At 47.1% G+C, this 19,007-nt stretch carries 15 protein-coding genes; 8 read left to right on the forward strand and 7 right to left on the reverse strand.

What is annotated here, in order from left to right; translation table 11 throughout:
- Nucleotides 1–236: 236 nt before the first annotated feature.
- Nucleotides 237–1,994 (reverse strand): SgrR family transcriptional regulator, encoded by a 1,758-nt coding sequence (locus tag FR741_RS21240; protein WP_167427650.1) that lies wholly within the window; start codon nucleotides 1,992–1,994, stop codon nucleotides 237–239.
- A gap of 394 nt (nucleotides 1,995–2,388) precedes the next feature.
- Here FR741_RS21240 and FR741_RS21245 point away from each other — a divergent pair, with 394 nt between their 5' ends.
- Complete coding sequence (locus tag FR741_RS21245) at nucleotides 2,389–2,730, forward strand: ArsR/SmtB family transcription factor (protein WP_047008393.1); 342 nt, start codon at nucleotides 2,389–2,391, stop codon at nucleotides 2,728–2,730.
- An 84-nt stretch (nucleotides 2,731–2,814) separates the two neighbouring features.
- Nucleotides 2,815–3,870 carry an ACR3 family arsenite efflux transporter gene (gene arsB, locus FR741_RS21250; RefSeq protein WP_167427651.1) on the forward strand — a complete coding sequence of 352 codons (1,056 nt, stop codon included), beginning with the start codon at nucleotides 2,815–2,817 and terminating at the stop codon, nucleotides 3,868–3,870.
- A 42-nt stretch (nucleotides 3,871–3,912) separates the two neighbouring features.
- Here arsB and FR741_RS21255 read toward each other — a convergent pair whose 3' ends face one another.
- Entirely contained in the window at nucleotides 3,913–4,692 is a 780-nt protein-coding gene (locus FR741_RS21255; protein WP_005391234.1) for a helix-turn-helix transcriptional regulator, read from the reverse strand.
- A gap of 21 nt (nucleotides 4,693–4,713) precedes the next feature.
- Nucleotides 4,714–5,247: a YbhB/YbcL family Raf kinase inhibitor-like protein gene (locus tag FR741_RS21260; protein ID WP_167427652.1), complete on the reverse strand. Its 534-nt coding sequence runs from the start codon at nucleotides 5,245–5,247 to the stop codon at nucleotides 4,714–4,716.
- Between the two features lie 188 nt (nucleotides 5,248–5,435).
- On the opposite strand from FR741_RS21260, the gene FR741_RS21265 reads away from it, so the two are divergent.
- A complete protein-coding gene (locus FR741_RS21265) occupies nucleotides 5,436–6,227 on the forward strand; it encodes a PhzF family phenazine biosynthesis protein (RefSeq protein ID WP_140313267.1) in 792 nt (263 codons plus the stop codon).
- 93 nt (nucleotides 6,228–6,320) lie between these two features.
- Here FR741_RS21265 and FR741_RS21270 read toward each other — a convergent pair whose 3' ends face one another.
- Complete coding sequence (locus FR741_RS21270; RefSeq protein WP_167427653.1) at nucleotides 6,321–7,349, reverse strand: lactonase family protein; 1,029 nt, start codon at nucleotides 7,347–7,349, stop codon at nucleotides 6,321–6,323.
- A 406-nt stretch (nucleotides 7,350–7,755) separates the two neighbouring features.
- Here FR741_RS21270 and FR741_RS21275 point away from each other — a divergent pair, with 406 nt between their 5' ends.
- From FR741_RS21275 to FR741_RS21285, 3 genes are read left to right on the forward strand one after another with little or no spacing between them, the layout of a single operon-like run.
- Complete coding sequence (locus FR741_RS21275; RefSeq protein WP_005462020.1) at nucleotides 7,756–8,703, forward strand: HlyD family secretion protein; 948 nt, start codon at nucleotides 7,756–7,758, stop codon at nucleotides 8,701–8,703.
- A gap of 4 nt (nucleotides 8,704–8,707) precedes the next feature.
- Entirely contained in the window at nucleotides 8,708–9,634 is a 927-nt protein-coding gene (locus tag FR741_RS21280) for an ABC transporter ATP-binding protein (protein WP_005487744.1), read from the forward strand.
- Complete coding sequence (locus tag FR741_RS21285) at nucleotides 9,634–10,731, forward strand: ABC transporter permease (RefSeq protein ID WP_005498311.1); 1,098 nt, start codon at nucleotides 9,634–9,636, stop codon at nucleotides 10,729–10,731. Before FR741_RS21280 ends, FR741_RS21285 begins: the two co-directional genes overlap by 1 nt.
- Nucleotides 10,732–10,839: 108 nt before the next feature.
- On the opposite strand, the gene FR741_RS21290 is transcribed toward FR741_RS21285, so the two are convergent.
- The 3 genes from FR741_RS21290 to fdhF form a co-directional block, all read right to left on the reverse strand.
- On the reverse strand, nucleotides 10,840–11,211 hold the full coding sequence (locus FR741_RS21290; RefSeq protein WP_005391248.1) for a hypothetical protein: 372 nt from the start codon (nucleotides 11,209–11,211) through the stop codon (nucleotides 10,840–10,842).
- A gap of 176 nt (nucleotides 11,212–11,387) precedes the next feature.
- Nucleotides 11,388–12,335 carry an endonuclease/exonuclease/phosphatase family protein gene (locus FR741_RS21295; protein WP_408646621.1) on the reverse strand — a complete coding sequence of 316 codons (948 nt, stop codon included), beginning with the start codon at nucleotides 12,333–12,335 and terminating at the stop codon, nucleotides 11,388–11,390.
- Nucleotides 12,336–12,416: 81 nt separating this feature from the next.
- Nucleotides 12,417–16,685, reverse strand: coding sequence for a formate dehydrogenase subunit alpha (gene fdhF, locus FR741_RS21300; RefSeq protein ID WP_167427655.1), 4,269 nt, complete (start codon nucleotides 16,683–16,685; stop codon nucleotides 12,417–12,419).
- A 256-nt stretch (nucleotides 16,686–16,941) separates the two neighbouring features.
- On the opposite strand from fdhF, the gene FR741_RS21305 reads away from it, so the two are divergent.
- Together FR741_RS21305 and FR741_RS21310 are read left to right on the forward strand one after the other, a co-directional pair.
- The gene (locus FR741_RS21305) at nucleotides 16,942–17,361 is read left to right on the forward strand and encodes a hypothetical protein (protein ID WP_164665794.1); all 420 of its coding nucleotides are present in this window, start codon (nucleotides 16,942–16,944) and stop codon (nucleotides 17,359–17,361) included.
- Nucleotides 17,362–17,579: 218 nt separating this feature from the next.
- On the forward strand, nucleotides 17,580–19,001 hold the full coding sequence (locus FR741_RS21310; RefSeq protein ID WP_053313547.1) for a TolC family protein: 1,422 nt from the start codon (nucleotides 17,580–17,582) through the stop codon (nucleotides 18,999–19,001).
- The last annotated feature ends 6 nt before the right edge of the window (nucleotides 19,002–19,007 follow it).

The raw sequence follows: 19,007 nt of genomic DNA on the forward strand, positions 1-19,007 counted from the left end.
GAATACAATCACTTTCTTGAAAACATTCTTAAAATTACATTATTCAAATCAGATCACATTAGACCTATTGACTCGATATAATTCGTGATTAGTTTCAAAGTTCATTTCGGGCCATTTATTGATAGCTCACGCTAAAACGTAGACAAACCTCACACTTGTTGGCTAGAAAAAATAAAAACGTCACTGGCTTTCACCAACTTGCAAACACAAAAAAACCGCCATTCAGGCGGTTTTGATCAGTCCGCAGACCAAACGGATCGTATGTCTGGCCATCCCCAGTTTGTGAGTGCGACATCTTCCAAGACCCCTTGAAAACGTAGCGTCTGAGTATGGTGAAACATCGGTGCAATCCAATATTCGCTAATCAAAGTGGACGCAATCGGCTCTAACGCGCTCAGGTAATCTTCAAGCGGTGAGAATGCACGGACATTCTCCATTTGAGCATCCAACCACGCCGCATTTTGCGCCCCTAAAGTGTGGTAAAGCACAGCATTGCTAAAGAAGTTGCTAAACGCAGACGCATGACGGTTATCGTCCAAGTTGATATTGGTGACAACCAGAGTCTCATCAAGCGTGCCGTTTTTGGCTTTCTCGCTCAGTTCTCGGTAGGAGTACATAACGATCTCCACTCGGCTGCCCGCACGCTCTAAACGCGAAGAAATCGCTCGCGCGCACCGGCGTAGTGCCGTGTAATTGTACCCTGCGATGGTGATCAGCTTTGGCAACTTGACCGCTTCTCCAAATGGACGCAACACCGGTTTCCAGTTAGGCAATAAGTTATAAGCAGGTATGCTTCCAAATATAATGTTTTCACTGCGCATCACTTCAGCTAGCTGTTCAGGTTTAATCAATTCACTGATGTATCGGCGCTGGGCCTGAGACAAAGCGTGCTTCGCATGATGGTTAAACAGTGCGAACAAACAACCGTCCTCCGTTCGACTGCGTTTACTCGCTGGTGATACTTCACTGTTTGGCGTCGACATATAGTGGCTGCACATGTCATCAGCAGAATCAGGTTCTGGTTGCAATGTGTTTGCGGCAAGCGATGGATTTTCCATCTGTTCATCGTTGACGATCCATATCGTCACAAAATCCGTTAATACTCGACACGCGTAATAGCCATCAAACGCTTGCAGTTTCAAACGGTTTTCACTGTGCTCAACGACGGAAAATGGACCACTCCCCACCACCAACTTGTTGTTCGCAACGTTCACCTGACTCACGGGCTGAATGCCATATTTCACGCCAGAAATAAGTCCAGCAAAACCCAAGTCAGGTCGGTTAAGCTTAAAAACAACCTTCAATGGATTAAGTGCCGTTATGTTGGCAACATGCGCCAGCTCTTTTTCGTAGTATTCCAAAGAGCTTAATTTGGCGAACAAACTGACAACCGTTTCAGCATCAATTGGGTTGCCATTATGAAAAGTCAGACCCGGACGAAGATAAAATGTCCATTCGTACAAGCTGTCATCATAACGCCAATGATGAGCCAGCTCTGGCTGCACCTGCCCGTTGTAATCGCTCGAAACCAAACAGCAATAAATTTGGCGCAGCAAAAAGCGCTCACTGCTTCGCTGCAATTGATGAGGAACAACACGCTCGAACATGCGTTTGTAGGTCAGTTGAATGTTGAGCTGACCTTCTTGAACCGATGCGCCTGACGTTGTTTTCAATAAACGTCCAAACGCAACTTCATCCTCATCTAATATCGCAAGCGCTTTCTCATACTTACCTCGCTTAATACGCGCGAGAGCTAAGCTTTCTTTTAAAGCCTCTAACTCGATATTGAGTACGAGGGTCGAACGCTGATTTCTTCCTGCTTTCGGATACCAACTCAACCACATTTTATCCTGCATTTGCGACAACAGGCTGCGCGCATGCCGAGGAGAGGTAAACAATAAATCAGCGATTTCTTGCAATGTAGTTTTCGTTTCATCACCAACATTAAACGAAAGCAAGCGTTGGTAATAACGAAATAAGTTGAGATCAGACACCGTACGTACCTTAACTCTAGGAGGCCATTCAATAGGCGTATTTTACTGAACTTGGCGGCAATAAAATAAGAAAACTTCCAAACACTTTGTTCCCCTTTTACTAGCATTTCGTGCCTATATTGTAGGAAAAACCCACCTACTCGGTCTTATCAGGAATAAAGCGAAGAAATCTACTCTCTTTTTTGCCTCCCCTTTTTTCACCATACTGGTTTGGCGAACAGGAAATATAGAGAATTGCTCATAACCTAACCCCCAAGCAGAACTTAGCTCCTGATACCACACCCCCTATTCGTCGTATCTTTAAGTTCTGCTTTTTTACTGCCAGCAGTTGCGCCTTAGAAAAAGCACACGTACACTTAATCGTAATTCGACGATTAACTATAAAGGTCTGCTCATGAGCAACAAATGCAGCAAAACATGCGAAATTGCTTTTGAAGCCACACAAAAACAACTGGATAAAGAGCAAGCACTCGCCGCTCAAGCGAAAGCGCTGTCTCATCCTGCTCGCTTACGCATTCTGCATATTCTTCACACTTTAGACACCATGGGCGGCTGCTTAAATAGCGATTTAGTCTCTGAGTTAGGTTTAGCGCAATCGACTGTATCAGAACACTTACGCATTCTAAAACAGGCCGGGTTTATCAGTGCAGAACCCAACCCGCCAAAGGTTTGTTACCGTATTCAACGTGAAAAACTGAACGCATTTAACGCTCAGTTTTCCGGTTTATTTAGCTAAGACACGTTGCGCGCTTTCCACGCGCACAAAGATAAACTATAACTTAATACATCGCCTTTCGACGATAAACGAATAGAGATCACTATGACGACTGAAGTTTTAAATAGTGCCAGCGAAAAAATGAGCTTTCTTGACCGCTACTTAACGGTTTGGATCTTTGTCGCAATGGCCATCGGCGTGGGGATAGGCGCAGCCTACCCGCAAGTAGCAGAATGGAACGAAGCAATGTCCGTTGGTAGTACGAACGTACCACTCGCCATTGGTTTGATTTTGATGATGTACCCACCACTCGCCAAGGTGAACTACGGTCTATTAGGAACGGTAACGAGAGATAAAAAAGCCATCACGCTGTCTCTGGTTATGAACTGGATCATCGGCCCAATCCTGATGTTCGTTCTTGCTTTAACCTTTCTTGGTGATCATCCAGGTTACATGGTCGGTATTATTTTGATTGGCCTTGCACGCTGCATCGCTATGGTTTTAGTGTGGAATGATATTGGCGGCGGCAACAAAGAATATGGCGCGGCCTTGGTGGCATTAAATAGCGCATTTCAAATTCTGACTTACAGCGTTATGGCTTGGCTATTCATCACCGTACTTCCACCGTTCTTTGGCTATGAAGGTTTTGTGGTTGATATTTCCATGGGAGACATTGCAGAAAGCGTATTGATTTACTTAGGTATTCCGTTCCTCGCTGGTTTTCTCAGTCGTAAATGGTTAGTCGCTGCAAAGGGTGAGAAGTGGTACAACGATGTGTTTATTCCTCGAATTTCACCCATTACTTTGATCGCTTTGCTCGCCACCATCGTGCTGATGTTCAGCCTCAAAGGAGAGGTGATTTTACAGCTACCAATGGATGTGTTCCGCGTGGCAGTCCCACTAGCGATCTACTTCGTATTGATGTTTTTTACCAGCTTCTTTATCGGGAAGAGAATGGGCATCCCCTACGATAAAAATGCCTCCATCGCTTTTACGGCGACGGGCAACAACTTCGAGCTGGCGATCGCGGTTTCCATTGCTGTATTTGGCCTGAACTCCGATCAAGCATTCGCTGGCGTGATTGGTCCGCTAATCGAGGTTCCTGTTCTGATTGCTTTGGTTAACGTCGCACTGAGGATGAAAACCAAATACCAGAGCTAAAATTGGAAACATAAAGATCGAGCCAAACAGCAATATTAAGTACTAACTGACGACAGTTTTTATGTACTCACTGGGCGTTAAACCAAACTTCCCTTTAAATCGTTGGCTAAAACGGCCTTCCGATTGATAGCCACACAACTGCGCGAGTAACGCAACGTTGTATGAACCATTTTGCATCAGGTAGAGTGCGTGATTTAAGCGCACTTCTGCCAGCACTTCGCGATACTGAGTGCCCTCTTGCTTGAGTTTGCGTATCAACGTTGCTCGGCTCATAGCAAAGCGCTCAGCAACAAATTCCAAAGGGTGGTCATCGCCCGGAGAGCGTGACAGATAGCGGCTGAGTTTCTGACTGAACGAGGTATTGGAACTCGAGAAAAGCCGATGCAATAGTCCTCGCTCTGCTAACTGCTGATACAACCCCATCATCCAATAACGTTGCGTCGCTTCACTTAAACTTTCCCGTTCAAAAGAAAACAAGGCATTTAATGTCGCTTGCAGTGCTTTGTCTGTCTCCACCGCTGGGACGTAATTTCCCAATGCATTACTCATACTCAGCTCTAACATTTCATCGCTAGGTACGCAGTGAAAACTGAACATTCGTGAAAGAAAACGCCCTTGTTGAGGAAGGTTTTCAAAATTCAGCGAAGCGTTTGCTTCACAAAGCATGATGTTAGGATGAAGAATATCAAACGCTTCGTTTTTCCAAAACAGACGCTTACTCCCTTTAATGATCTGGATAATACTCGGGGAGTGAATCCTGACGTTACGTAGCTTTTGCTGCTGCTCCGCACGAAACAGCGTCACTTGATATTGATGCCCCATCTTCTCCCCTTTCGTATTCAATTATCGTGTGTAAGTCGCGGTTAACTTCGCGTTGTCCAATGCAACACTATTCAACGTAAATCCTACAACCGCCGCTGGCGTGTTCTCATCCAAGTTCAACTTATCACTCGGCAGCGCCCAAACGGTAAACTGGTAGCGGTGCATACCATCTTTTTCTGGCGGACATGCGCCGCCAAAACCAGTAGTACCGTAATCGATACGAGACTCCTTACCGCCGAGCTTACTGATATCAACGCCACGAGGCAGCTCGTTAACTGAGGCTGGAATATCAAACGCTATCCAATGCCAAAAACCACTGCCTGTTGGTGCATCAGGATCGTACGCGGTAATCGCAAAACTTTTCGTACCCTTTGGAACGTCTTTCCACATCAGTTGTGGAGACTGGTTCGCACCATCACATCCCCAACCTGAATATTCAAATGTCTTCGCCATTGGATGACCTTCTTGAATATCTTTGCTCTTTAGTTCAAAAGCATGGGCAGAGCCGATAACCAAAACGCTAAGGGCCAAAACAGACTTGTGAATCGCTTTCATGTGTTTATTCCTTTCAATGAGTTCAATTCAAGTTTACTCATCAACACAGGCCAAGACACATCAATAAGTATCACAAAATATAAAATAATCGTCTATTTTGACACTTTAAGATTCAAGCATAAATTTCTTATTCTCTGAGTTGCATCTGGTTTATGCTAACTAATTGCTCAGAAAACAAGGAAGACAAAATGGAACTGGATATCTACGTCGTTGACGCATTTACAGACACGCAATTTAAAGGCAACTCAGCAGCAGTCGTACCCTTGCAAGAGTGGTTAGAACCAGAGCTGATGCAAAACATTGCAACGGAAAACAACCTCTCTGAAACCGCGTTTGTTAAAACGATTGGGACGAATCAATATGAAATACGCTGGTTTTCACCACTTACAGAAATCGACTTTTGTGGACACGCAACGCTCGCCGCTTCCATGGTGTTGTTCGATCAACTCGGCGTTACAGGAAGTATTGAGTTTCACACATTAAAAGTGGGCACCTTAACCGTAATTAAGAACGCACTTGGCAAGATTGAAATGACATTTCCGACAAGAGCGCCACACCCCGTCAACGCCATTCCTACGCAATTGATTGAGGGATTAAACTGCGAAATAACACACGTACTGCTTAGCCCACAAGCTTACTTCGTCATCGTGGAAGATGAGCAAACCGTTTTTGATGTTCAATATCGCTCCGACCAACTGAAACAACTCGCCCCTTACGATGTTGTCGTCACATCAAAAGGCAGTCAATACGACTTTGTATCTCGCTACTTTTGGCCAGCTAACGGCGGAGATGAAGACCCTGTCACAGGATCAATCCACGCAGGCTTAGCACCATATTGGGCGCAAGAGCTCGGCAAAGCATCTTTAGTGGCATATCAAGCATCAGCGCGTGGTGGCGTTCTGTACTGCGAAGTCAAAGAAAATTGCGTCAAAGTATCTGGTGATGGTGTGTTGTATATGAAAGGCAAAATTTACGTCTAACTGTACGTTGAAGATTGGCGTTAACTGTTTTTATCCTTGAGAGCCTAGCCGCCCGCTAGGCTTTTCTATTTCCTGCTGCTTCTGCGTTAGTCGTTACAAAGGTTGTTCGACAATACACACAGGAGAGCCTATCTCACAGTCATAACCCGTTGGGGTAATTTCACCCGTTTGAGGATTGCGACGAAAGCTCACCACATTGTTGGAATGTTGATTGGCAACCAGCAACCACTTTTGATCACGAGACAACACAAAATCTCGTGGAAAAGCCCCTTCACAGTGAATGGCTGCTCGCCTTTTTGGCGTATCGCCAGACACATCAAACACACTGATTTTGTTCTGAGCTCGGCAAGAGACATACAAAAACCTTTCATCTTGCGACAGACGAATGGCCGCAGCCGCTTGCTGATTATCTTCCCCTTCTAATAATTCTGTTTGATTCGAGATAAGCCATTTATCTTGGTGCTTAACCAGCACAATCAAGGTTTCTGACAGTTCGCAAACCACATACGCTGTCGACTCTTGTTGGTTAAACACCAGATGGCGCGGTCCCGAACCTGCGGGCAAATGAATCACTTGCGACAGTGAAAAATCCGGCGGCTGGGCATCGTAATCATAAATAAGGACGCTATCGCTGCCTAAGTCTACGACAACCAATTGATCACTGTGCTTTAAAAACGTGACTTGATGAGCGTGAGGAGAAGTTTGGCGCTCTAAATTCGGCCCGCATCCATCAACGTATAAATCCGCCAATAAACCAAGCGGTTTACCATCGCGATCCAATTGAAATACGCTAACATTTCCAGAGCCATAATTAGCAACCGCCAACAACGGTTCTTTGATATCCAAATGACACGGATAATCGCCATTAATCGGCAAAGAGGCGGATTCACTACCGCGAAAAAACGCGAGCTCTGCACCTTCATTTCTATCCATTTCGCTAAACGTATACAGCCCGTGTTCGGTGGTCGTGAGATAGGACGGATTACGTTGAACTACAACATCGTCAAGCCGAGTCAGTTCACCCGTTTCAGTGTTCAGCGATAGACGCGCAATGCCCGTGCTCGTACTCGGTGGGTTGGTGTAAGTGCCAATATAAAAATGCACGTGACCAGTTGTTGTCATGGATGGCCTTATATGAGTAATTCGTATTATTCAACACCTTGCCTATTGTCATGGCCGACCGCAATCCATTTTACGAATCAGCCACTTAAAATGTGAAGTGATTTCTAATTCAGAATCAAGTGACAACTTGCAGCCCCAACTAGCCTAGTGTTTATCGCTGGGCATTTAATTTTACTTATCAGGAAAAACCTGACCTCGTTCAAGGTTTTTTCATTCCACCTCGCGACAAGCTTGTTCCAACGCTAAGCCTCTCTATTTAAAAAGAATCGCTTGTAGATAAAATGCTAAGCTCTAAAAAGAAATCGTTATGGATGACGGTTAGCGACGGGTTGGCGGGCTCAATCAACACGCTCCCGTTCGCAAGTTATCTATTCATGCATTACTTCTTCAAAGGAAGCACCGCACTATGAAGCGAATCATTTTTGGCACATTGATTATTGCTCTTTTAAGCGCCTGTTCAAAAGATAACACGCACCAAGCGCTTGGCACCTTAGAGCGTGACCGCGTAACGTTTACTGCCACATCTAATGAGATAATTAGAGCCCTTCCAGTCAAAGAAGGCAGCTTGGTCAGTGAAGGGGAAGTGTTGGTTCAGCTCGATACTAAGAATCAACAAGCAGTTCTTGCACACGCCGTTGCCGAGCAAGCCAAAGCGGGAGCGTATTTGCTTAAATTGACCAATGGTGAACGCCCAGAAGACATTGCTGCTGCATCGGCTCGCGTAGCCCGAGCGGAAGCGCAGCTCACCGAAGCGCAGAAAAACTATCAACGCAAAGCAGAGCTGGTGCGTAAAAAGCTCATCAGCCAATCCGAAAAAGATTCCGCTCTTGCGGCAAGGGACTCGGCGAGAGCCGAATTAGACTCAGCAAAAGAAGAGTTCAGTAAGCTCACCGCAGGTTCTCGCCTCGAAGACATCGAACAAGCTAAAGCCGCTTTAATGGCGGCAAAAGCCGAAGTGGCGTTGCAAGAGCAAAAGCTGGCAGAACTCACCATCACGGCCACGCGTGACGGTACGCTCGATAATTTGCCTTACAATCTTGGCGAACGCGTACCAGTGAACGGTGTGGTTGCCGTGATTCAAGCCAACCGCGTACCGTATGCGCGAGTGTATGTTCCTGCCGATTATCGAATCGGGTTTATTCCTGGGAAAACCGTGACGGTAAATGTCGATGGACTTGAGAGTCCATTACAAGGCACCGTTCGTTGGGTGGCTAGTGAGCCTTCATTCACACCCTACTTCGCACTAACCGAAGAAGAACGTTCACGATTGATGTACCTAGCAGAAGTTGATTTACCTGAGTCTGCAAAAACGTTGCCGTCGGGTGTGCCTGCCCAAGTAGATTTGGTGGAGTAAGCCAATGACCGAGTATGCAATTCAAGCTCAAAATGTGGTCAAAAAGTTCGGCGACTTTACTGCTATCAATAACATCACACTCAACGTGCCCAAAGGCAGCATTTACGGATTTTTAGGGCCAAATGGTTGTGGTAAGTCGACCACCATTCGTGTGCTCACCGGCCTTCTCAGCCCAAGCGAAGGCAGTGTGGATGTGCTTGGATTAGAAATCCCAAAACAATCCGAACAACTGCGGCTCAAAATTGGCTACATGACACAAAAGTTCTCGTTGTACGACGACCTATCCGTTCAAGAAAACCTCGAATTTATTGGGCAAATTTTTGGTTTAAGCAGCAAGTCGCTGAAAGAGCGGATAGAAGAGCAGCTCACCACTTACGGGTTGGATCAATTGCGAAAACAGCGCGTAAGCGGCATGAGTGGTGGTCAAAAGCAGCGCCTTTCACTCGCCGCCGCGACCATGCACAAACCCGAACTGCTATTTTTGGATGAGCCAACATCCGCCGTTGATCCCGAAAATCGACGCGATTTTTGGGAGCAGTTGTTCGACTTGTGCGATCAAGGTACGACGATTTTGGTCACCACGCATTACATGGACGAAGCGGAACGCTGCCACCGTCTGGCGATCATGGAATCGGGCGAAATTCGTGCCGATGGCGAACCCGAACAGTTAATGGAACAGATGGGCGTTAATATCATTGAGGTGAAAGCCGACAAACTTCGTGAACTTAAAGAAAAGCTGATTCAACGTGACGAAGTTCGATCTGCGGCGCAGTTGGGGATTCGTTTACGCATCCTTATCCACCAGCATGTCGAGCAGCCGATTGAATGGTTAAAGCAGACGTTTCCCGAACTTCAAAACGCTGAAATGAACCACGCTCGCCCAAGCCTAGAAGATGTTTTTGTCAGCGTGACAGGGAAAGGCCGCCAATGATGAAACCTATCGCTCGCATGAAAGCCGTCATGATCAAAGAGATTCGCCAACTTTCCCGTGACCGAATCACGTTTGGCATGGTGGTGATGATCCCGCTTATCCAGCTTTTGCTGTTCGGCTTCGCAATCAATACGGACATTCGCAACATTCCGGTAGGTGTTGTCGATCAAAGTGGCAGTACCGCCGGGCGGATCATTACCCAGTCCGTAAAAGTCACTCAAGTGGTGGATATCAAAGAAACCTATGCCACCGCGCAAGAGGCTGAACAAGCGATTCAAGATGGTATTGTGCGCGCCGTGCTGATTTTGCCAAGCGATCTCACACAACGCATGATGCAAGGTCGAGAACTTGGGCAATGGATTGTGGATGGGTCAGATACCATGATCAGCTCGGCAATATTGTCGTTGCAAACCATGCCATTGACCGATTTTGATTTCGAGATTCGCCCAGCGCCAAGCAAAACATTCGAAGTCGCACTCTACTACAACCCAAGTCGACGTTCTGCGGTCAATATCGTACCCGGCTTACTCGGTGTGATTCTCACCATGACGATGATTTTGTTCACCAGTGCCGCGATTGTACGAGAACGTGAACGGGGAAATTTGGAGCTATTGATCACCACGCCCATCCACTCGATAGAGCTAATGGTGGCGAAAATCGTGCCGTATATCTTTGTCGGCTTAATTCAGGTTTTCATCATTCTAGGGTTGGGACATTGGATTTTCGGCGTACCAATTAACGGTGCAATCAGCCAAATTCTGTTTGGAACCTTGTTGTTTATCGCCGCCAGCTTAACTTTAGGATTGGTCATATCCACCATCGCCACAACACAGCTTCAAGCGATGCAAATGACAGTGTTCATTCTTCTGCCTTCGATTCTACTGTCTGGATTTATGTTCCCTTACGAGGGCATGCCAGTCGCAGCACAGTGGATTTCAGAAGCCCTGCCCGCCACTCACTTTATGCGCATGATTAGAGGCATAGTGTTGCGAGGCGCGGATCTGATGGACTTATGGCGAGATACCCTTTGGTTGCTCGGGTTTACCGTATTTGGATTGGTCGTCGCGTCACTGAGGTTTAAGAAATCGCTCGATTAAAGTTGCCCATTTTTCTCTTTCTCAGAAACAAAAATAGCCTCGACAATGAGGCTATTTTTGTTTGGGTATTCAAATTTAGTTTTACCGGGCTTAACTAAGCAACTCACCTTAATAATATTCGCCGTACGAGCAGTCTCGTAAGTCTGAAATACTGTAGTTTTTCAAAGAGTTGATTTTAAAGTTAAACACCACCTGTTTACAGACGACACCTTCACGATCAGTATAGGTAATAAAGCCTTCACTGTAAGCACGTTTGCCATCAGAAGACGTAACATCGGCCACGAGTTCTAAATGCCCTTTGTGCGCCTCTACGCGATTCATCATCTCAAACACATCCATCCACTCTTCGCGATTTGCCATTTGTATCAACATGGATTTGGCCTGTGTTTCCAACTGCTGCGGATACACGTAATAACGGTTGTAACCAAAGTATGCGCACATCAGTAATAAAACGAGTGCAAATGAGGTTGTTCTTGTCATGCAAGCTGCCTCTTGTTGTTATAAAAATCCTGCTTCGTTAGTTCAGTATAGGAAGCGAGCAAAGTTTAGGTCATGGAACTTGCTCAAATAACAGAGAACAGTCAGAGAGAGTCAATTCTATGACAAGCTCAGCACAGGTTTAACTTATGCAACACAACAAATTCTAAGGGCTTTAACTATGGAATATGCACACCGATCTGGGTTGTCACCATGCGGTGATCTGAGCCTTGTGGTAAAGCAGAGGATTCACGAGAGCAGATGATTCGCTGTCCTTGCTCAGATTTTAGCCACAAATGATCAATACCTATCATCATCGGCTCTGGCACGTTGATGCCTTTGATGTTAGTTGGCCAGCTCGTCACTGGCGCGGTTTGAAAACTCGGGAACAGCGTAGCAAAACGAGGGCTAACCGAGGAGAGATTGAAATCCCCCACAACCAACACCTCTGGCTCGGGATAAAGCGCGGTCAGCATTTCTATAGTTCGCACCAGCGCATTTCTTTGATGCCAAAGCTCGCTGGTTCTTGGTGACGGTGGATGAGCCGCAAACAAAGTGATCGGTGCTTGACCTTTAGGCAACCAAACCGCTCTGATGACTTCTTGTCCATTTGGCGCACGATAAACCGAAACCTCCGTGATCGGGTGTCGGCTAAGAATCATCAAATTTGAAGGGTATCCCACGTCACGTTGACCACCATAATAATGCGGATAGACATCATCCAACATGTGCAAAAGGCTGCCAACACGAGGCGTCAGTTCTTGCATTACAACCAGATCAGCAGGATGCCTCAACAGATAGTTGATGAACTGATTGATGTCTGAGTTTTCGTAAAAAAGATTGAATTGAATGACGCTCAAAGACTGCGAGCAAGACGCCACATGGCTGCGCTGCGGCGGAACAAGTAACAAGACAAACAAAATAGCGACAAAGGCAGAAAATGCACTTTGCAACCATCGGTGAGCGATAAAAAACGCCGAGGCTAAAACAACGTAAGTGAACACAATGAGGGCGGGAATCGAGGTAAGATTCTCCGCCCACCAAATATGTTCAATTTGCCTGACCGCCAGCCAAATAAGAGCGGGTAGGAGCAATATGATCCACTTAAAAACACTCGACACACGCACTGCTCGTTTCGCTATTACATATCATAAGCTTAAATGCAATTTCTCAACTCGCCAGTGCGTGAAGCGTTGATGTCGTTGATGTTAGACGTGGTGTACCGCCTCCTCGACAGGCTCTGGTTGAGCGGCCGTTTCACTGATTTCAATCTTCACCGCTGCGACTTTGAATTCAGGAATTTTCGCATGCGGGTCCGTTGCCGTAGTCGTCAAGCGGTTGACTGGCGATTCAACGAAATGGAACGGGATAAACACGACGCCTTTTTGCATTCGCTTGGTCACAAACGCATCAATTTCGATGCAGCCACGACGAGTCGACACTTTTAAGCGCTGACCATTATGGATACCAATTGCTTCAGCATCTTCAACACTGATCATCGCTCTTGGCCCAGCAAGGTTATCCAACCCTTTCGTTTTGCGTGTCATCGTACCGGTGTGGAACTGTTCTAGCACACGCCCTGTTGTAAGCACCAAAGGATACTCTTCATCAGGCAACTCCGCTGCATAACGGAAAGGCACGCCCACCATTTGCCCTTTCCCTCGGGTAAATTGGGTTTGGTGCATAATACGAGTACCGTTTGGATTGTTCTTGTTACTTGGCCATTGAACACCGTTCGGCGTGATCGCGTCCCAACGTAACCCTGCATATTGCGGCGTTACACGCGCGATCTCGCTAGTGATTTCAGAAACGCACTGGTAATGCCAATCGCTGCCCATCGCGTTTGCGATCGCTTGAATGATCCACCAATCTTCTTTCGCCTCATCCGGCGCTTTCACTGCCGCATTAACGCGCTGCACGCGGCGCTCAGTATTGGTGAAGTGACCGGATTTTTCCGCAAATGAACAAGAAGGCAATACCACATCGGCGTACTGCGCCGTCTCGGTGAGGAAGATGTCTTGCACGACCAAGAAGTCGAGTGCTTCCAACCCTTCAATCACGTGTGCTTGGTTTGGATCGCTCAGTACTGGGTTTTCGCCCATGATGTACATCCCGCGAACTTCTCGTTTGCACGCCGCATCGATGATTTCCGTTAGGGTAAGCCCTTGCTCAGAAGGTAAGTTCGGCGCATCCCACTCAATCGCGAATTTCTGACGAACAATCGGGTTATACACTTTTTGATATCCCGGATAACAGTTCGGTAAAGCGCCCATATCACACGCACCTTGTACGTTTGATTGACCGCGCAGTGGGTTAATACCACCCCCCTCAATACCGATGTTGCCACACAACAATTGCAGGTTTGCAATCGAACGAACGTTATCGTGCCCTGTTGTATGCTGGGTAATACCCATTGAGTAATACACCGCCGTGCGTTTTGCCGTACCGATCATTCGCGCCATCGCGAAAATATCGTCCGCTTTTACGCCCGTCACTAACTCAACTTTGTCTAGGTTGTACGCTGGCGACATCACCTCCTGAAGCAAGGTATCAAAGCCGTCGACGCGCTCTTCGATGTATTCTTGATCGTACCAACCATTTTTGATGATTTGCTGCATCACGCCATTGAGCAACATAACATCCGTACCCGGACGATGCGCCAAGTACAGCTCTGCATGTTCGGCCATGTCTACTCGTTTCGGGTCTGCCACAATCAAGCGCGCCCCGTGATGACGAATCGCCTGTTTGATGTGCGAAGCGATGATCGGGTGCGCAGATGTGGTGTCAGAACCGATAATAAAGATCACATCGGAATGCTTAATGCTTGGAATGTCGTTGGTCATCGCACCACTCCCCAACGATGCTTCAAGCCCTGTCACACTTGATGCGTGACACAAACGTGCGCAGTGATCAACGTTGTTCGTACCAAGTTCACGACGGATGAATTTTTGAAACGCGTAGTTATCTTCGTTAGTGGTTTTCGCTGAAGAGAATCCGGCCAGTGCGTTGCTACCAAAATCTTGCTTGATGGTCGAAAACTTCGAAGCCACTAGCTGAATCGCTTCGTCCCAACTTGCTGGCTGCAACCAACCATCTTTACGAATCAGTGGTGTCGTTAAACGCTCTTCGCTGCTAATGAAATCAAAACCAAAACGGCCTTTCACGCACAGCATACCTTGGTTAACCGGCGAATCCGCCCCTTTTACATAGCGGATTTTGTTTTGTCGCTCATCGACAAACATGGTCAACTTACAACCCACACCGCAGTAGGTACAAATGGTATCGACGGCTTTTAGATGTTCGGTTCTGCCTTGAGAACGATCACGGCTGTCCACCATCGCGCCCGTTGGACACGCCTGAACACACGCCCCACATTGCACGCATTTTGAATCGCCCATGAGCGTCAAACCGCTGCAACTTGCGCCTTTTTCATCGAAACGGAATCGTGGACGATCATCTGGTCTTAAAGCTGGTCGGCCATTTTTATCCGACACAAAACTCAACACACCATGTACCGCTTGCTCGCGGCATGCTTGAATACACTGACCACAACTGATGCAGCGGTTAGCATCAAATTCAATGAACTCAGAACTGCGGTCTACTTCGTATTTATGACGAAGATCTTTCGCACGTAAATCGAGCCAATCTTGATGACCAATCACGCTAGCAGAGGAAACGTCCACGGAAACATCGAAATGTTGCTCGGCATGATATTCCGTTGAGTAATCTCGCAAGGCACAGTCGGTATTCGCTTGGCAACCACACTCTAAGCAGCGCGCCGCTTCTTTCATGGCCTCTTCGTTATCAAAGCCCAGTTCCACTTCAGCAAAACTCTGCTCACGCTGCGCTGGAGTCAACTCCGGCATGATTGAACGAGCAACTTTTTGGATATTTTCAAAATGAAGTGGGTCAACCTGTGCCAGTTTTTTCTCTTTACGAGAGTTGAACGCAGGTTTCGGCATATCCGCCATATCACCATTGAGGAACAGATCAATCGCTTTTGCCGCAACTCGCCCATCGCCCACCGCTTCAACCGCTGTTGCAGGACCACGACGAAAATCACCTATACTGAAGATATTGCCCGTACCCGTGTGCATGGTTTGAGCATCGGATTCAGATGTGTTCCAACGCGTTAGAGGAATGGAGAGCTCATCGTTTTCTAAGAAGCTGAGATCCGGCTTTTGCGATACCGCTGCAATCACGGTATCAAATGCTTCAGTAAAGAACTCACCCGTTGGTTTCGGACTACGACGACCAGACGCATCTGGCTCACCTAACGCCATTCGTTCTAATCGAATTGCCTTCACGCGGCCGTTTTCATCCGCGATGTTTTGCGCCGGATTCGTTAAGAAATGGAACTTCACACCCTCATGTTCAGCTTCGACGATTTCGTAGTCTTCGGCTGGCATTTCGTCGCGAGTTCGACGATAGATCAAAGTGGTATCGGCACCCGCACGACGCGCCGTACGCGCGCAGTCGATCGCAGTGTTACCACCACCAATCACGGCAACTTTTCTGCCCGTCGCGTAGTTTTGTTCTGTAACGTAATCTTTCAGGTAATCAACACCGAGATAACAGCCGTCCAAGTCGCTACCAGGATAATTCATTTCTACCGCTTGAGACGCCCCCACAGCCAAACAGACGGCATCGTAGTCTTCACTCAATTGAGACAGCGTGAAATCAACACCAAGCTTTTTGTTGGTTTCAACTTGCATGCCGTTGCGGCACATCAGTTCGATTTCTTTGTCTAGAATGTCTTTAGGTAGGCGATATTCAGGAATGCCATAGCGTAGCCAACCGCCTGCTTTTGGCATGGACTCAAATACGGTGACGTCATAACCTTCATTCGACAAGTAATAACCTGCCGTTAAGCCACCGGGGCCACTACCAACAACGGCGATCTTGCGATGCTTCGCTGGTTTTTTCTCTGGGACATACGCTTCATGCGCCGCTAAATCTGCGTCTGCGGCATGGCGTTTGAGTTGGCGAATGGCAATCGGCTCATCCACCAAAGAACGGCGACACTCACTTTCGCAGAATGCCGGACACACACGCCCAATCGATAACGGCATTGGTAGTGTGCGTTTAATAACTTCAATCGCTTTTTGATGATCGTTTTGCGAGATATGGTAGAGATAAGATTGGATGTCTACCCCAGCAGGACACGCCGTTTTGCATGGAGCTTCACAGTCTGCGTAGTGGTCCGTCATGATTCGGTTGAGCGCTTTTCTGCGGTGCTCACTCAGTTGTTCTGATTGTGTGACGACATTGAGACCGCGGTACACTTTGAGATCACAGGCGCGCTTAGTTCCGCCACTTTCCACTTCGACCACACACAAATCACACGGAATTTTCTCGTTACTTTTGTTCATTCCGCACAGTGAAGGGATTTCGACCCCGCACACTTTGGCTGCTTCCAGAAGGGTTAGCCCCTCTTCTACAATTCTATATTTTCCATCGATGACAATTTCTATCATACAACCCCCGAAGCAGGCACACTAAACCTTACATTCTATAAGGATAAACCCTACCATGGAAAGTTCGTGTGACAAAAAACTCACTAGCGAGATATTTCTTAGCGATTAATATGTCCAATTGACTTTAAGATGTAGAACTCATTATCTCGAAGTGGGTTCGGAAGTGGGTTCGGTATAATCCTTGACTTTACCCCTAGGGTAACCTTTATTATTTAAGGGTTACTCGATATATAAGCTCATTTTGACTGGAAACCGTATGCGTCTGAAATCATTGCATACAATTTGGCTAACGTTATGTACAACGCTGATACTGCTGGTATCTAGCGTGGTTAACAGCGCGCCTTTAATGAGCCTAAAAATGATGTCGAGTGATGCCATGATGTCTGTTCACATGACGGAAATGGCAAGCGAGAACGATCACTGCGGCTCCCCGAGTATGAGCATGGAGATGGCCTCATCGTTGAGCTCCGACTCTGCAGAGATGACCATGAGCTGTGTTGATGGCTCCGGTATGATCCACAATTGCTGTACAGCATCTTGCTCATTCGTTTTTGTCCCATTACCAGCCACTGACAACCAGCTCTCCCCATTGGCTTGTCGCGCATCCATTGCCTCAGAAATTACCGCACCAGTGGTACAAGTCACCCATGATTTGTATCGGCCTCCGATAGTTTAATCCATACAAAGCATTCGACCCTGCATCGCTTTGCAGGCAGTTTCTTTGCGCCCAACTGATAGCGTGCTCACCTCAGCTATTCGCTCGTAACTCCATTTGTTACCTGCTATTTAGCGATAAAAAAGTGCGTCATCCGTTTGGCAAATACCAACGCTCTCCCGCTCGGTTCAATCGATCCCGAAACGCAAAAGAGCTTGGTATCAATTTGGATGTAAATTATGGAATTCAACCCAAATCGCTTAGTGGCACCAGTATGCTCACTGGCTCTGGTTGCCCTACCTGCTTTCAATGTGGTGGCACAATCGCCAGCCAATACGAAAGCACAACAAGAAGCGCAAGCTCAATCAATCCAAGCTCAGTCAACCAATGAGCTAGCAAACCTCATTAGCGTTGCGTTGAGTAACGATGGCAACCGTAAGCAGTTCTATGCTCAATCGGAAGCGATGCGTGAAACAGGCGTAGCCAGCGCAACCTTGATGGACCCGAAACTAAAAGTCGGTTTTGGTGGTTTGCCTGTCGATAGCTTCAAATTTGACGAGGATCCGATGACCAATATCTCCGTCGGTTTGATGCAACAGTTCGAACGAGGCTCGACGCTCGACCTTCAACAAAAGAAAGCCAATCAACAAGCCGATGGTTTGTCGTTGCAAGTTCACGCACGGGAGCTTGAAGTGGCAAACAGCATGACTCAGCTTTGGTTGGAGCTGGGCTATCAGCAGAAAGCAGAACAAATTTTGCTAGAAAACCGTCGGCTCATGACGGAAATGGAAAACTTCATTCAAACCAATTACTCAATCGGCAAAAGCGAAGCGCAAGATTTACTGAATGCACAGCTTCAAGTGAGTAAGTTGGATGAAAAGCTGCAAGCCAACGCACAAATGCAGCGCCGTTTGGTCTCGCAACTCTCAGAATGGTTGGGCTCTGACTGGCTCAATACCTATACCCAAAACGGACGCTCAACACTTCAAGCCAGCAACACACTGACTTGGGCGTCATTGAACCAAAAGTTGTCTGCAAATAACGAAACGACCAAGCACTACCAACAGTTGAGTGAGCACCCGATGGTGAAAATGGCAGACGTAAGTATTTCTGCCAATGAAACTCAAGTGGACATTGCAGAGCAAGCTTACACGCCTCAATTCGGTGTGGAAGTGATGTACGCCTATCGTCAAGCCAACAATATGAAAGGCGAACCTGCATCGGATTTGGTGAGCGCGTATCTAACAATGGACATTCCCCTGTTCACTGGCAATCGCCAAGACCGCAACTTAGCCGCCGCTCAGTATCAAGTGGGGGCTGCTCGCTCACAAAAAGATACGTTACTGACTCAGATGAACGCGAAGGTCAACACATTGCTGGTTGATCGCGCCAACTTGAGTCAGCGTTTAGAGCGTTATCAATCCACCTTACTTCCCCAAGTTCAAGCTCGTATTCACGCGGTAGAAAGGGGTTATCAAAACAACACCGCACAGTTTAACGACGTGATCATGGCAAGCACAGACGAGCTGGCGCTAAAGCTCGAACAGCAACGTCTTATTACCGATTTAAACATCGTAAACAGCAACTTAGCGGCTTTATTGGGTGGTTTCGAATATCAAGTATCCGCACCCAACATCACGACTGAAGCAAGCGCGAACTAAAACAAA

Origin of the sequence: Vibrio diabolicus (genome assembly GCF_011801455.1) — a bacterium.
GTDB classification, from domain to species: domain Bacteria; phylum Pseudomonadota; class Gammaproteobacteria; order Enterobacterales; family Vibrionaceae; genus Vibrio; species Vibrio diabolicus.